This window comes from Apibacter sp. ESL0404, from assembly GCF_019469245.1.
GTDB lineage: Bacteria > Bacteroidota > Bacteroidia > Flavobacteriales > Weeksellaceae > Apibacter.
The window spans coordinates 436,562-451,815 of record NZ_CP048267.1; the positions used below are offsets into that span (position 1 = coordinate 436,562).

General features: G+C 31.1%; 14 protein-coding genes. 8 read left to right on the forward strand and 6 right to left on the reverse strand.

Annotated features, from left to right (window positions below; all coding sequences use genetic code 11):
* The first annotated feature begins 54 nt into the window (after window positions 1–54).
* From GYM72_RS01810 to GYM72_RS01830, 5 genes are all read left to right on the forward strand, one after another.
* Window positions 55–2,049, forward strand: a complete 1,995-nt coding sequence (locus tag GYM72_RS01810; protein ID WP_255571532.1) for a KUP/HAK/KT family potassium transporter — start codon at window positions 55–57, stop codon at window positions 2,047–2,049.
* Between the two features lie 24 nt (window positions 2,050–2,073).
* Window positions 2,074–3,096: a UDP-glucose 4-epimerase GalE gene (galE, locus tag GYM72_RS01815; protein ID WP_220264506.1), complete on the forward strand. Its 1,023-nt coding sequence runs from the start codon at window positions 2,074–2,076 to the stop codon at window positions 3,094–3,096.
* A 13-nt stretch (window positions 3,097–3,109) separates the two neighbouring features.
* Window positions 3,110–4,381: a serine hydroxymethyltransferase gene (gene glyA, locus GYM72_RS01820; RefSeq protein ID WP_220264507.1), complete on the forward strand. Its 1,272-nt coding sequence runs from the start codon at window positions 3,110–3,112 to the stop codon at window positions 4,379–4,381.
* A gap of 193 nt (window positions 4,382–4,574) precedes the next feature.
* Entirely contained in the window at window positions 4,575–6,344 is a 1,770-nt protein-coding gene (locus GYM72_RS01825) for a long-chain fatty acid--CoA ligase (RefSeq protein WP_220264508.1), read from the forward strand.
* Between the two features lie 70 nt (window positions 6,345–6,414).
* Window positions 6,415–6,735 carry a DUF493 domain-containing protein gene (locus GYM72_RS01830; protein WP_160566640.1) on the forward strand — a complete coding sequence of 107 codons (321 nt, stop codon included), beginning with the start codon at window positions 6,415–6,417 and terminating at the stop codon, window positions 6,733–6,735.
* Between the two features lie 218 nt (window positions 6,736–6,953).
* Here the strand turns inward: GYM72_RS01830 and GYM72_RS01835 are convergent, their stop codons facing one another.
* From GYM72_RS01835 to GYM72_RS01845, 3 genes are all read right to left on the reverse strand, one after another.
* Entirely contained in the window at window positions 6,954–7,625 is a 672-nt protein-coding gene (locus GYM72_RS01835) for an ABC transporter ATP-binding protein (protein ID WP_160557393.1), read from the reverse strand.
* 28 nt (window positions 7,626–7,653) lie between these two features.
* Window positions 7,654–9,315: a glycosyltransferase family 39 protein gene (locus GYM72_RS01840; protein WP_220264509.1), complete on the reverse strand. Its 1,662-nt coding sequence runs from the start codon at window positions 9,313–9,315 to the stop codon at window positions 7,654–7,656.
* A gap of 130 nt (window positions 9,316–9,445) precedes the next feature.
* Window positions 9,446–10,495, reverse strand: coding sequence for a branched-chain amino acid aminotransferase (locus tag GYM72_RS01845; RefSeq protein WP_160542668.1), 1,050 nt, complete (start codon window positions 10,493–10,495; stop codon window positions 9,446–9,448).
* Between the two features lie 100 nt (window positions 10,496–10,595).
* Between GYM72_RS01845 and mnmD the strand changes: the two genes are divergently transcribed.
* The 3 genes from mnmD (at window position 10,596) to GYM72_RS01860 (ending at window position 12,063) form a co-directional block, all read left to right on the forward strand.
* Complete coding sequence (gene mnmD, locus GYM72_RS01850) at window positions 10,596–11,267, forward strand: tRNA (5-methylaminomethyl-2-thiouridine)(34)-methyltransferase MnmD (protein ID WP_160542667.1); 672 nt, start codon at window positions 10,596–10,598, stop codon at window positions 11,265–11,267.
* Window positions 11,255–11,680, forward strand: a complete 426-nt coding sequence (locus GYM72_RS01855; protein ID WP_220264510.1) for an NUDIX domain-containing protein — start codon at window positions 11,255–11,257, stop codon at window positions 11,678–11,680. The genes mnmD and GYM72_RS01855 overlap by 13 nt, the downstream gene beginning before the upstream one ends.
* Window positions 11,681–11,814: 134 nt before the next feature.
* The gene (locus GYM72_RS01860; protein WP_105297266.1) at window positions 11,815–12,063 is read left to right on the forward strand and encodes a hypothetical protein; all 249 of its coding nucleotides are present in this window, start codon (window positions 11,815–11,817) and stop codon (window positions 12,061–12,063) included.
* Window positions 12,064–12,268: 205 nt separating this feature from the next.
* On the opposite strand, the gene GYM72_RS01865 is transcribed toward GYM72_RS01860, so the two are convergent.
* The 3 genes from GYM72_RS01865 to GYM72_RS01875 all read right to left on the reverse strand — a co-directional run bounded on the left by GYM72_RS01865 (window position 12,269) and on the right by GYM72_RS01875 (window position 15,075).
* Complete coding sequence (locus tag GYM72_RS01865) at window positions 12,269–12,601, reverse strand: heavy-metal-associated domain-containing protein (RefSeq protein ID WP_105297265.1); 333 nt, start codon at window positions 12,599–12,601, stop codon at window positions 12,269–12,271.
* A gap of 68 nt (window positions 12,602–12,669) precedes the next feature.
* Window positions 12,670–14,334 carry a DEAD/DEAH box helicase gene (locus tag GYM72_RS01870; RefSeq protein WP_220264511.1) on the reverse strand — a complete coding sequence of 555 codons (1,665 nt, stop codon included), beginning with the start codon at window positions 14,332–14,334 and terminating at the stop codon, window positions 12,670–12,672.
* 90 nt (window positions 14,335–14,424) lie between these two features.
* Window positions 14,425–15,075, reverse strand: coding sequence for a Crp/Fnr family transcriptional regulator (locus GYM72_RS01875; RefSeq protein ID WP_220264512.1), 651 nt, complete (start codon window positions 15,073–15,075; stop codon window positions 14,425–14,427).
* Window positions 15,076–15,254: the final 179 nt, after the last annotated feature.

Consider the following 15,254-nt stretch of genomic DNA (forward strand, 5'->3'; position numbering starts at 1 on the left):
TAACTTAAAAAAAATATAACTTTGCAAATTAGTAGTAAATTAAAATAACTAATTGTGCAGCAGATTGATTCTAAGAAATCCAAACTTACTTTTATAGGTTTAGTAGTTACCATCGGGATAGTTTTTGGTGATATAGGAACCTCTCCATTATATGTAATGAGAGCCATAGTTGCCGCCAATCACACAGATCATATTTCAGAAGATTTTATCATAGGGGCTTTATCTTGCATCATTTGGACGTTAACATTGCAAACAACCCTAAAGTATGTGGTAATAGCGTTACGAGCTGATAATAATGGAGAAGGTGGAATTCTAGCATTGTATTCACTGGTCAAAAAGATGAAGAATAAATGGCTGTACATAGTAGCCATTTTAGGAGCAGCAACGTTAGTTTCTGATGGGGTAATTACTCCTTCAATGACCATTATGTCAGCAGTAGAAGGACTTAAAACTTATAATCCCAATACAGAAGTCATACCCATTACCATATTTATACTTATAGTTCTTTTTGTCGTCCAACAATTTGGAACCCAATCTATAGGTAAATTTTATGGACCGATCATGACCCTCTGGTTTATCATGTTGTTACTACTGGGGGCTATTCAATTTATACCAAATTTATATGTAATAAAAGCAATAAATCCCTATTACGCTGTTAAATTAATGCTTATTGTGAGAGACAGCGCAGAAACTGCATTAGAAGCTAAACATATGATTTTACTAATTATGGGTGCTGTATTTCTGTGTACCACCGGAGCCGAAGCATTATATTCCGATTTGGGACATTGTGGAATTAAAAACATCAGGATAAGTTGGGGCTTTGTAAAAATTTGTTTAATCATAAATTATCTCGGACAAGGTGCATGGATTCTGTCACATCCTGTAGAAGCAGCTAGTGGAGGAAATCCATTTTTTATGATGATGCCCGATAACTTTGTAATCATTGGAGTAGGGATGGCTACCTTGGCAGCGGTTATAGCAAGCCAGGCCTTAATAACTGGATCTTACACTATATTTAGCGAGGCTATGTCTTTGGACTTTTGGCCAAGGCAAAAAATTGAATATCCCACCCATGAAAAAGGTCAAATGTATGTTCCGGCCATAAATTGGGGATTACTCATATCCTGTATTTTTGTTGTATTTTATTTTAAAGAATCTTCTAAAATGGAGGCGGCCTATGGTTTGGCAATTACCATCACCATGCTGATGACAACCATTTTATTACTTTTCTATTTATATAGCAAAAAAGTAAATATATTTTTTATTTTACTATTTGCAATCATATATTTTATCATTGAAGGAGGATTTTTCTATGCCAATGCGTTGAAATTTGAAGAAGGCGGATGGATTACCATGATGTTGGCCGGTTTGATTGCTTTCTCTATGTACATTTGGTATAATGGACGAAAATTGAAGAATAAATACGTACAATACGTAAATATAAAACCTTATCTACCTATTATACAAGATATGAAAAACGATACAGACATATCGAAATATTCAACCCATTTAGTATATATAAGTAGAGCAGGTAAATCAGAAGAAATAGAAGCAAAAATTTTATTTTCCATAGTCAATAAAAACCCTAAAAGAGCAGATTACTATTGGTTCCTTAGAGTTGAAAATGATACAAACCCTTATACGTTTGAATATGATGTATTAGAATTAATACCCAATACCTTATATAAAGTTAATTTTAAATTAGGATTCAAAGTAGTTCCATTAATAAATATTTATTTTAGCCAAGTGCTTGAAGATTTAAAAATCTCAGGAAAGATAGATTTGTCAAGCAATTATCCATCTTTGAAAAAATATGATATTCCTGCAGATTTTAAATATATCCTTATAGATAGAGTTTTCAATCAAGAATATTTGTTTTCATTAAAAGAAAGGTTTATCTTACGCTTTTATAACATGGTAAAATATATAGGAATATCTGATACCGCTGCTTTAGGCTTAGACACTTATAACGTAGAAGTGGAAGAAGTGCCAATGCTTACGGATGTAATATATAAAAGCAGGATAAAAAGAGTGAAGAATTATAAATAAATATTTAGATAAATTTAATGACTTATGAATAAAACCAAAATCATAATTACAGGAGGCTTAGGATTTATAGGTTCTCATACAGTGGTTGAATTAATCCAATCAGGATTTGAACCAATAATTATAGATGATTTGAGTAATTCAGAATTATTTATATTAGAAAGAATAGAAAAAATTACGGGATGTAAACCCAAATTCTATTCATACGATATAGGTGATTATATAAAATTACATCAAGTATTTACGGATAATAACGATATTTCTGCCTGTATACATTTTGCAGCTAAAAAATCAGTTGGAGAGTCCATGGAAATTCCTCTGACCTATTACCAGTCAAATTTGATATCTCTTATGAATTTATTGGAAGTAATGAATGAATTTAAGGTAAGAAAATTGGTTTTTTCATCCTCTGCAACCGTTTATGGACAGCCTGATAAATTACCTGTTACAGAAACCTCACCAATTCAAAAAGCCCTATCTTCTTACGGAAGTACCAAACAAATGGCGGAAGATATAATTGAAAAAGTTTCTGCTACGGGTAGCTTACAAGCTCTTTCTTTACGATATTTTAATCCGGTAGGAGCCCATTCATCTTCCTTAATTGGAGAATTACCGAAAGGAATTCCCGGTAATTTAATGCCATTTATTACACAAACAGCATCTGGAATTAGAAAAGAATTAACCGTATTTGGGAACGATTATAACACCGCCGATGGAACATGCATAAGAGACTATATTCATGTGGTTGATCTTGCGAAAGCTCATGTAAATGCTTGTGAGTATTTACTGGCAGATAAAGGAGATTTATCGCATGATGTATTTAATATAGGAACAGGGCTTGGAAATTCCGTTTTAGAAATAATAAATACCTTTGAAGCGGTTAATAAGGTTAAAGTACCTTATGTTATAGGAGGCAGAAGAAATGGAGACGTAGAAAGCATCTATGCCAGTTGCGATAAAGCCAATCAAATATTAAATTGGAAAGCTAAGCATTCTTTAGAAGATATGGTTAAAGATGCATGGAATTGGGAAAAATCATATAGAAAATAAAGTAAACTATGTTATGGAAAGTAAAACAATATTCGAACTGATCGAAAAAGAAAAACAAAGACAAACCAAAGGGCTTGAATTGATAGCCTCAGAAAATTTTGTCAGCGACGAAGTAATGAAAGCCGCCGGATCTGTATTAACAAACAAATACGCAGAAGGGTATCCGGGAAGGAGATATTATGGAGGATGTGAAGTAATAGACCAAATAGAAGAAATCGCCATAGAAAGTGCTAAGAAATTATTTGGTGCTTCTTATGTAAACGTTCAGCCGCATTCCGGAGCACAGGCAAATGCAGCCGTATTTCTAGCCTGTTTAAAACCCGGTGACAAAGTAATGGGGTTAGACTTAGCCCATGGCGGACATCTAACTCACGGTTCTCCCGTTAATTTTTCAGGAATAAATTACAACCCGGTTTTTTATAAAGTAAATAAAGATGATGGGCGCATCAACTATGAAGATATGATTGAAACAGCCAGGAGAGAAAAGCCTAAAATGATCATAGTGGGAGCATCAGCCTATTCCAGAGATTTTGATTATCGAAAATTTAGAGAAATAGCAGATGAAATAGGAGCAATATTAATGGCTGATATTTCACATCCTGCAGGGTTAATAGCTAAAGGAATTTTAAGTGATCCTTTACCTTATTGTGATATAGTTACCACTACAACTCATAAAACATTACGAGGTACGCGAGGAGGAATGATTATGTTAGGTAAAGATTTTGAAAATCCTTTCGGACATAAAACGCCTAAAGGTGAGATAAAAATGATGTCACAAGTGCTAGATGGAGCTGTTTTTCCGGGAACTCAGGGCGGACCTTTAGAGCATATAATAGCAGCAAAAGCGATAACTTTCATTGAAGCATTAAGTGATGGATACCTTGCTTATATCCATCAAATCGTTAAAAATGCAGATGCTTTATCTCAAGCATTGATAGAAAGAGATTTTACTATAATTTCAGGAGGAACTGATAACCATCTTATGCTAATTGATTTACACAATAAAAATATTACAGGTAAAGCTGCCGAAAAAGTATTAGAAAAAGCAGACATAACATGTAATAAAAATATGATTCCTTACGATGACAGGAGTCCTTTTGTAACTTCAGGTATTCGATTGGGAACTGCAGCAGTAACCACAAGAGGGCTCAAAGAAGACGATATGATAAAAATAGCGGATTTTATAAATGAAGTTATCGCAGATTCGGAAAACGAAAAGGTGATAAATAAAGTAAAAAAAGAAGTCAATGCTTTAATGGACTCTAGGCCTTTATTCCAATGGTAAATAAAAAAATTGAATTTTAAAAAAATTTAAATTACGAAAACTGATTACTTCTAATTAATAAGTTTTAATCAGTTTTCATTTACACAAGATAGAATACATGATTTTTTATTTCTAATTAACAAATCAGGAAAAAAGATGATTTTTGCTAATATATTATTTTTTTGTATTTTTCGCGCTTTAAAATGAATACATAATGAAAGTCGCTAGGCTATTTGACATTTTATATTATCAATTAGAAAATAGGCCGATTGAAGTTTCCTTATCATCAAAAAAAAATGGAGTTTGGGAAGGAATATCAACAAAATCGCTTATAGATCAGGTTAACCAAGTTAGTAGAGGTCTTTTAAAATATGGAATTAAACCTGAAGACAGAATAGCTTTAATTACGTCAGTAAACAGAACAGAATGGATGATTATGGATTTTGCCATACAACAAATAGGAGCGGTAAGTGTTCCTATATATCCAACCATGAGCGATGACGATTTAACATTTATACTTAACAACAGTGAGGCTAAATTTTGTCTGATTTCTGACCAAAAGTTATATGATAAAGTACAAAATATAAAGGAAAATTGCCCTTCGCTTTCAAATATTTTTACCTTCGATGAGATAGAAGGAGTCCCCCATTGGTCGGAAATTAAAGAAAAGGGTGAAGAGGAATTCAATCAACAAGATGTTGAAACTTTAAAAAATAATATAAAACCCGATACATGGATGACGTTAATTTATACTTCCGGAACTACAGGGAGACCCAAAGGCGTTATGCTCTCACATGGAAATGTACTATCCAATGTAATGGGATGCCATACCAGATTTTTAATGAAAAATGATGAGAAATTCAGAATTCTAAGTATTCTTCCCATCAGTCATATATTAGAAAGAATGGTAGTCTATGTCTTTATGTATAAATGTTATGGGATATATTTTGCAGAAGGTATAGATAAATTAGCTTCAAACTTTCAAGAAGTTAAACCTGATGTAATTCTAGTGGTGCCGAGAGTAATTGAAAAATTATATGCATCCATATATAACAAAGGAACTTCTTCCGGTTGGATTAAAAAACAAATCTTCTTATGGGCACTCAATGTGGCTAAAAAATATCAACCCTTCAAACCGGCCGGCCTTTCTCATAAAATAGCAGATGCTTTAGTATTTAAAAAGTGGAGAGAAGCTTTAGGTAATAATCTTCAGTTAATGATATGTGGAAGTGCAGCGTTATCTGAAAATCTTTGTCGAGTATTTACTGCCGCGGGGTTACTCGTTACGGAAGGATATGGAATGACTGAAACTTCTCCGGTTATTTCAGTAAACGGTATAAAAGATGAAGTCTACCGATTAGGCACGGTGGGGCCTTTATTAGACGGATATGAAGTTAAAATTGCTGAGGACGGAGAAATACTAACCAAAGGACCGAATGTTTTCTTAGGGTACTATAAAGATGAAGAAAAAACCAAAGAAATATTTACGGAAGACGGTTGGCTTAAGACAGGTGATATAGGCTATATGAAAGATGGATACTTAAAAATTACCGATCGAAAAAAAGAAATATTTAAAACCTCCGGAGGAAAATATATTATTCCTCAAGTAACAGAAAATAACCTTAAGCAATCACGGTTTATAGGAGAAGCTATGGTAGTTGGTGACGGAGAAAAAATGCCTTGTGCGCTTATACAGCCTGATTTTGATTTTATTTCTAAATATATTAGTTATAAACATTTACCATTAAATTCTACTGCTTCGCCAGAAGAAATTGTCAATAACAAGATAATTAAAGATAGAATTATGCAAGATGTTGAAAAGGTAAATAAAAATTTAGGGAAATGGGAGCAAATTAAAAAAATTGAGCTTACCCCAAATATATGGTCGGTAGATGGAGGAGAATTAACTCCTACCTTAAAATTAAAAAGAAAATTTATTAAAGAAAAGTACATCAATTTATATAATAAATTGTATGATAAATAACTAAAATAATTTTCAACATGCTATTTTGTCATAAATTTTATTTGGCTTTAGATTTGATTTAAGGGTAACCATGAATAGGAATGACAATATAAAAATATTTGCCAATAAAGGCGAAAATCCTGAAGATTTTTATTCAAGATTTAAAGAACAGTTGGACAAAGAACATACATTTCCGGGGAATTATATGTTTAAGTTTATAATTCCAACGGAAAGCAAGAAAGTAGCTCAATTGCATAAAATTTTTGATCATGCCGGAGCTTCATTTTCAACGAAAGAAAGTAAAAACGGTAAATATACAAGCATAACCATTACCATGTATGTAACGGATTCAATTTCAGTTATTGAATATTATAAAGAAGCAAGTTCCATTGAAGGAATAGTTATGTTATAAGTAAAATTTTAAAAATAAAAAAGCATCAGAAAACTATTTTCTGATGCTTTTTTATTGGAATATAGTTAAAATAAGTTTTTAATTGGATTAAAGCAGGGAATCAAAAATACTGACATTCTGCTTATTATCTTATTTGAAAATTTTTTTAAAGAAAATGCTAAATAAAATGTTATAAATTGATATCGTTGAATCTATTCAATTAATATACTATTTTACCATTAAACATTGGCTATTATCCCGTCTTTCATAAGTAAACTTCTATCTGCCATAGAAGCTAAATGTGAATTATGCGTCACAATTATAAAAGTCTGATTAAATTCTTTTCTTAATTGATAAAATAATTGATGTAAATCTTCAGCATTCGCGGAATCAAGATTTCCTGATGGCTCATCCGCTAAAATAATTTTAGGATTATTCATTAATGCCCTTGCAACGGAAACCCTTTGCTGTTCACCCCCGGAAAGTTCACCGGGTTTATGCTCCAAGCGGTGAGATAATTTCAGGTAACTTAATAATTCCTTTGCTTTATTAACTAATTTAGATTTAGATTTTCCGGCAATCATTCCGGGTAACATCACGTTTTCCAATGCAGTAAATTCTGGTAATAACTGATGAAATTGAAAAATAAATCCAATATTCTGGTTTCTAAATAAAGAAAGTTCCTTATCTCTCAATTGAGTAATGGGTAAATTATCAATTTCAATAATGCTGTGATATCTTTCGGGATTTGACGGTTTGTCTAAAGTGCCAATGATTTGCAAAAGAGTTGATTTACCGGCACCGGATTCTCCCACGATGGTAACTATTTCACCTTTTTTTATATGGAGAGAAACACCTTTTAAAACTTCAAGTGAACCAAAAGATTTATGTATATTTTGAATAAGTACCATATAATATTTTATCAAAAATACTAAAAAATTAAGGAATATGGAGGCTCATTTCATTAGAGATAATTTTTCCGGATATACCAAATGGTTTCAAAATCAAATAAACCTTATAAGTACCGGGAGGAATTTGAGAGACATCAATAAATAAAGTTTGGTCTGTAGAGCTTTTAGGCGGAAGAATTAATTTTTTATTAATTGAAATTATATTTTGTGGTTCAAAAGTTTTAGTATTGAAAAATAAAAATGCTAATTCTTGAGGAGTACCATCACCAAAACTAATCTTTGTATTATAAGGATTTGTCCACTTAACATCGAGTGTTTGTGATCCTTCTTCGGATGAAATACTAGTGGGCTGTACTTCACATTTTATTTGGGAATAAGAATAAAATTTATCTACAGTTTTATAATATTCGTTTTTTCCATCCTCATCAATAAGGTAAACGGGAGATAATTCTTCCAATCCAAAAAATGTAATAGTTTTCCCTTGAATTTTTTGTTCGGAATTCCAAATATCATATTGAGAATATCTATGAGTATAAACTTGTAAACAACAGGAAGGTTGTTGTGTATAAAAATTGTATGCAGCCGCTTTTTGATAGCGTTCAAAAACAGCTATACCCTCCGTTACTTCTTTAGCATTTAAAACAAATTGCTTCAATTTATACATGGGACTTCTGTGTATTAGAGCGGGAAAAAATAATGATATTCTCACAATAAACAATAGTAAAATATAAGCAAAAGAAAGTCCGGTGATCCAAACACTCCTTTTTTCTTTAAACGTTAAATAAGTTAAAGGAATGAGCGCAATATAAATAATTAGATTCCATTGCGGTTGAATTACTCTGCTAAATGAAAATAAACTAAAAAAAAGGATTCCACCCAAGCTAATCCATTGTAAAGATCTTATCCACGGTTTATTTCCATCCAAACGTTTGAAAATACTTTTACCGTAAATATAGAGAAGCAAAGGGTTACCTAATATAAGTATGCCAAGTATCCATTTGATGAATGGATAAGTCACAGCTTTTTGTTTGCTCCTTTCAAAAAGATGATATTTTATAGATGCCCAATCGTGATCATACTGCCAATATAAATGAGGAATATATAAAAGCAAAGAAAACAACAAACTGAAGTAAAACCATTTATTTTTTAATAAACAAGGAAGAAAAGGAATAAAAGTTAGAATAATCAATAATGCTCCCTGATATTTAGAATACATGGTAAGTGCCATGGATAAGCCCAAAAGTAAAGCATTTAGTAGATTATTTTTCTCAGTAAATGATTTCCATATCCATAAAAATAAAGAACAGAATAAAAGCAAAGGAGTGTCGGGAGTAGATATAAATCCTAACGTTTGATAAAATCCGACAGATCCAAAAAGTCCTATAAATAAATAATTTTCTTTTAATGTTTTAGGTTTAAGAATCAACAACCAAATACAATAAACAACTATCCAAGATATAATCGATACAAATCGAACCCCCAAAGTTCCTTTGAAAAATAAATATCCCACCTTGATAAATAAAGCAATCATAGGAGGATGATCGTAATAACCAAAATCCAAATGATTCGACCAAACCCAATAATAAGCTTCATCATCAATTAAAGGAAATGTTACCGATTGAAAAATATTAAATATGAATAAAATACCTATGAATATAAATTGGATGTTTTTTATGGAATTATCTTTCATTATTTACTAAATATTGATTTAATGTTAAAATGATTCATAGGTTTATACATAGGTAATAAAAAACTTCTGAATCACAGACTGTTCCAGAAGTTAGCAAAAAAATATTTTTGGGTTATAAATAATTATAATTTTATATTTTATATCTCCATCCAAAAGGATCATCAATTTCATTAGTTTGTATACCCACTAACTGTTTTTTAAGAAAAACGGCATAACTCTCTTCATCCGATAATTGAGGCAACTCCATGATAGAATCTTGATAACCCAAATGAGAATACCTTGAAATTACCACGGCAGTACCACAACCGAATATTTCTTTTAAATTACCTTCTTGATATGCATTTACAATGTCGTCAACAGATATCCGTTCTTCCTTAATATCCAGATTGTGATATTTGGCTAAATGTACTAAGCTGTCTCTGGTAATACCGCTTAAAATCGTTGTGGAAGTAGGGGGAGTGTAAATAGTGTTTCCTATTCTTACCATAACATTCATAGTTCCGGATTCCTCAAAATACCTGTGATTTTTACTATCGGTCCAAATTACCTGATCAAAACCATTTTGATTAGCTAGAAATGTAGGATAAAAAGAAGCCCCGTAATTACCGGCGCATTTAGTAAATCCAACCCCTCCGTCTACTGCACGAGTATAATAATCTTCAATTTTAATTTTTAAAGGCTTATCATAATAAAGTCCGGCAGGAGAAGTCATAATAGCAAAAGTATATTTTTTAGATATCCTTGCTGAAAACATTTCTTCAGAAGCAAACATAACCGGACGAATATATAGTGAAATACCCGGTTTAGTAGGAATCCAACCCCGATCCAAATCAATTAAAGCATAAAGTCCATCAAGAAAAATTTCTTTAGGTATTTGCGGCATAGCTAAACGTTCCGCAGATTTATTAAATCTTTCAAAGTTTTTTTCAGGTCGGAATAAAAAAACCTCATTATTTTTATCCTTATATGCTTTCATTCCTTCAAAGATGGCTTGGCCATAATGAAGAGCCATCAAAGCAGGAGAATAGTTCATCGAACCATAAGGCATAATAACCGGTTCTCCCCATTTACCATTTTCGTATTCACATATGAGCATATGATCAGATATGTTGGCTCCAAAAGGGGAGTCATTGGGATCGATTGTATCTAATCTGGAGTTTGCTATTTTATTTATTTTCATTACTTAACTTGCTAAAATTGTTTATTGAACATTTCAAAATTAATAAATAAATCATTTGATAGATTAAAAAGAGTTGTAATTTTGAAAGGATTTACGTTTTATGTTAGAAAGAACCATTATTACCACATCCGAAGGTACTAAAACCTTACATATTCCTGAATGGAATGAGACTTATCATTCCCGTCATGGTATCATGCAAGAAGCAGAACATGTATTTATATCTCATGGATTAGATCAATTAAAAATTTCTGAGATTTCCATTTTGGAAATGGGTTTTGGAACGGGTTTAAATGCTTTTTTAACATTATATAAAGCAATAGAAAAGGATTTGACAGTTCGATATTATACGCTGGAAAAATATCCTCTAACACATGAAGAAATTAAAGAGTTACAATACGGGACTTTACTAAATAAAGAAAAAGCAGAGGAATATTATCAATCATTACATCAAGCAGAGTGGGGGAAGGAAACTCAAATTAATAAAAATTTTACTATCATTAAATTTAAGGCAGATTTTCTTGAATTAAGAAATTTACCTATTTCCGATATAAATGTAGTTTATTATGATGCTTTTGGAGCAAGAGTTCAACCCGAGCTTTGGGAAGAAGATATTTTTAAGCAAATCTTCGATCGGATGGCACCACAAGGATTGCTAACTACCTATTCCAGTAAAGGAAGTGCAAGAAGAGCCATGCAAAGGGTAGGATTTGACGTTGAAAAATTAACAGGACCGAAAGGAAAACGAGAAATGGTTAATGCATGGAAAAGATAACAAAATTAAATGTAAGAGTATATGGACTCTTAATAAAAGATAATTGTTTGATGTTTCTACACGAAATATATGCGGGTAAACCATTACTTAAATTGCCCGGTGGGGGATTGGAATTAGGAGAAGGAACTCGGGATACATTGATTAGAGAATTTAAAGAAGAATTAAATTTAGAAGTTACAGTAAAAGAGCATTTCTATACTCAAGATTTTTTCCTGGAATCTAAATTAACTCCCGATAGTCAATTACTTACCGTGTACTATAAAGTGGAATGTAATGATCTTTCCAATCTTCAAATAATAGAAAAGTCCATAAATCAAATAGAATGGATGCCTTTAGATCAAATTACATTAGATAGCATCCCATTACCGGTCGATAAAATTGTAGTAAAAAAATTACTTCATAAAAATACCTGAGTATTTAGAATGATTATATCGATTATATTAATTTATTCTAAATACAAATTGCTTTAAATCAGTTATTTAGAATAAATCTTTGAATCTTAATTTATACTTTTGTATCAAAGTTTTTAAATAAAATAATAATTGATATGGAATTAAAGTTAGCTAAATGTTGTGGTAATTGTGAGCATTTTTTGAATGGGCAGTTATGTACTATTAAAGAAATTGCTGTAAGCCAAAATCAAGTTTGTAATTCATACGAATTTAAAGTGATTCCTCATAGAGAAGATGATTGTTTGAAATGTTCCAAATTTCAGAAATCAAATTGCGCCCATCCTAAAGTAGCAAGTGAAGGTATTATGTGTACGGTATGGTATCCAAGAGCAACCGCCTCATAAATTTTTGAACTAATAAATTAATTTTTTAATATAAGGAATTGGCTTTTTGAAGTCAGTTCCTTTTTTTTGCAGAGTAAATTTAGAATTAAAACAAAAAAGAGAGCTCAATAAAATTGAGTTCTCTAAATTGATAAATTAATGTATTAAATTATGAGAATTAAAAAAATTCTCTAAAAGAACGCTTAAAACTATTTTTACTATCTTTTTAATATTGACAACATATCGGTAATTTTTTATAATCGGAATCTTTAGCCTTATATTTTTCATTGCTGTATCCCGATTTTGCTATTTTTTTCAAAATAGCATTCAAAGATGTTTGCGTATCATCATAAGTTATAGTTGCAATTTTAGTGCCCGGATCCCATAGCACAGCAGAAACATTTGCTTCATAACCGGCTTTTTCAATAGTTTCCTTGCACATATTGCAATTACCGTAAACTTTTATTTTTTCAACTTTTTGATTATTTATTTGTGCATTTATTTCAGTAAATGAAATGAATATCAATAGGATGACAAAAATTTTTTTTATAAGTTTCATGATTTATGGTATATTTTAACAGGTAGCTTAAAATAATTTAAACAATTTAGAAATTTCATCTATACCTTCTATTGAGCTATTTCCAATGACATGTTTTTACCATTAAAACTTAACTGATTAATTTTCTTTAATAATTGATCAGTATAATTGGCGTCAACTTCGAAAAAGGTAAATTTATCTCTAATGTCAATTTCGCCAATATCCGCTCTGGCACCTTTCGTGTTTTTATTAATTAAGTCAATAACCGTTACTTTGTTAAGATTATCTCTTTTGCCTAAATTAAAGAAAAAACGAGTGAAATTCCCTTTTTTACTTTTTCTGTTTCTTTTATTTCCGTCTTTTGAGTCTTTTCTATCCTTTCTGTTTCGGCTTGTAGAAGATTTTTTACCTCTTTCGGCTGCTCTTTCGTTCTTATCAATAGGTGCAATATCTTTCTCGTTTTTATAGAATTCCCAAGTTGATTTTAATTCAAGGAACAATACCCTTTTATAAAGTTCTTCTTTAGAAATGTTGGACAGATCAGGAATAGTGGAAAGTTCAAATTCTTCGGAATCAAAATCGGAATTAAGCAACTTATCCGATAAATAAAGTTCTTTCGCTTTTAAAATATCCTCTTTAGTAGGAATTTTCATTTCTTCTACCTTAATAGAAGTTTCCTTTTTAATACGATTAAATTTAACCATTTCGCTAGGACGAATAATAGCTATAGATTCTCCGTCTTTACCGGCTCTACCCGTTCTACCGCTTCTATGGATGAAAACTTCCGGATCATCAGGTAATGAGTAATGAATCACATGAGTAAGGTCATTTACGTCCAATCCTCTGGCTGCCACATCCGTAGCAACAAGGATTCGTAAATTTTTCAATCGGAATTTTTTCATCACCATATCTCGTTGAGATTGTGATAAATCTCCATGCAAAGCATCAGCTGCATATCCTTGGTGCATTAAGAAATCTGCAACATGTTGAGTTTCCACTCTCGTTCTGCAGAAAATAATTGAATATATATTTGGATTTGCATCCAATACTCTTCGTAAACCGTTGTTTTTTTGACGGTCACGCACCATTACGAATTTATGAGTAATATTTTTCTTAACTTCATTAATTCCTCCTGCTGATATTTTTTGTGCACCCTTCATATAATTTTTAGCAATAGCCTCTACTTGTTTAGACATAGTTGCTGAAAATAATAAAGTTTGTCTTTCTTTAGGCGTTTCTTTAAGAATTGTTTCCAATTCGGCTTTAAAGCCCATAGATAACATTTCATCTGCCTCGTCTAAAATCAACCATTGAATTTGGTTAATTTTTAGAACCCCTCTTTTAAGCATATCATTAACCCTTCCCGGTGTACCTATTACAATTTGAGGATTATTTTTCAAACCTCTGATTTGCTCAGAAATATTGGATCCGCCATATACTGCCAATGAGCGTATTTTGGATAAATATTTTGAATAACTGGCAATATCTTTAGAAATTTGTAAACACAATTCACGAGTTGGACAAAGAATTAAGGCTTGAACATGTTTTTGATAGGGATCTATCATTTCCAATATAGGTAATGAAAATGCAGCAGTTTTACCGGTACCGGTTTGTGCTAAAGCTATTAAGTCTTCTTCCTTGGATAATAAATAGGGAATGGTTTGCTTTTGGATTTCAGTGGGTTGAGTGTAACCCAACTCTGTTATGGCCTTTAACAAATCTTCTGATAGGCCATACTCTTTGAATAAATTCATCAATAATTTTTAAAAATCAATACAAAGATATGATTTGTTTGTTAATTAACAATTCAAGAATTGATTTATGTTTTTTAATAATTACTGAATTTATCCGTATTTTATTATTTCTTCCAGTTTTTCGATATCTTTTATAATAATGTCTTTGCCCTTCGTTTTGATCAGTTTTTCTTGTTCAAATTTTGTAAGGGTATGAATAATGCTTTCTCTGGAATATCCTATAATTTCAGCAATTTCAGTTCGAGTTAAACTTATGTCCTTAAAATTTTTATTACAAAATTTTAAAATAAACATAGCCATAGCTCCTTCCACATTTTTAAAACTAAGATTAATCAACCATTCCATGGTTTCCCGTAGTTTAAATTCTAATTTATTGCTTATTTTAAGATAAAATGATTTATTTAATTCACATATTTTTTGAAACAAGTTTTTAGGAAAAACCATTAATTTAGAAGCGGTAAGCGAGTGAGTACTGTAAGGATAATGTTCCAATAATATATAATCCTTACCTATAATTTCACCCTTTCGAGCTATATAAATAATTTTTCTTTTATTGCCGGATTGGTACGTCATTTTACAATACCCTTCCAAAACAAAATATATATTAACCGCAAAACTACCCTGTTTAAAAAGAGCTTCTCTGGAATCAAAGTCAACAATACTACAATTTTGAGAGAGAAACATTTTCTCCTCCTCAGTTAATATAGCATAAAAAGGGATGGTAGTAATCAGCTTCTCCATGTCCAAAAAAGTAAGATTTTTCACTTACAAAGGTAGTTATATTGTTTTTAAAATACAAATAACATCACTTACAAAAAATAATGAAAATCTTAATTATCTGTTTACATTTGCAAATATTAAATAATTAAAACTAAGATTTGTTATAAATATTATACATATTATTAGGTTTAAATTAAATA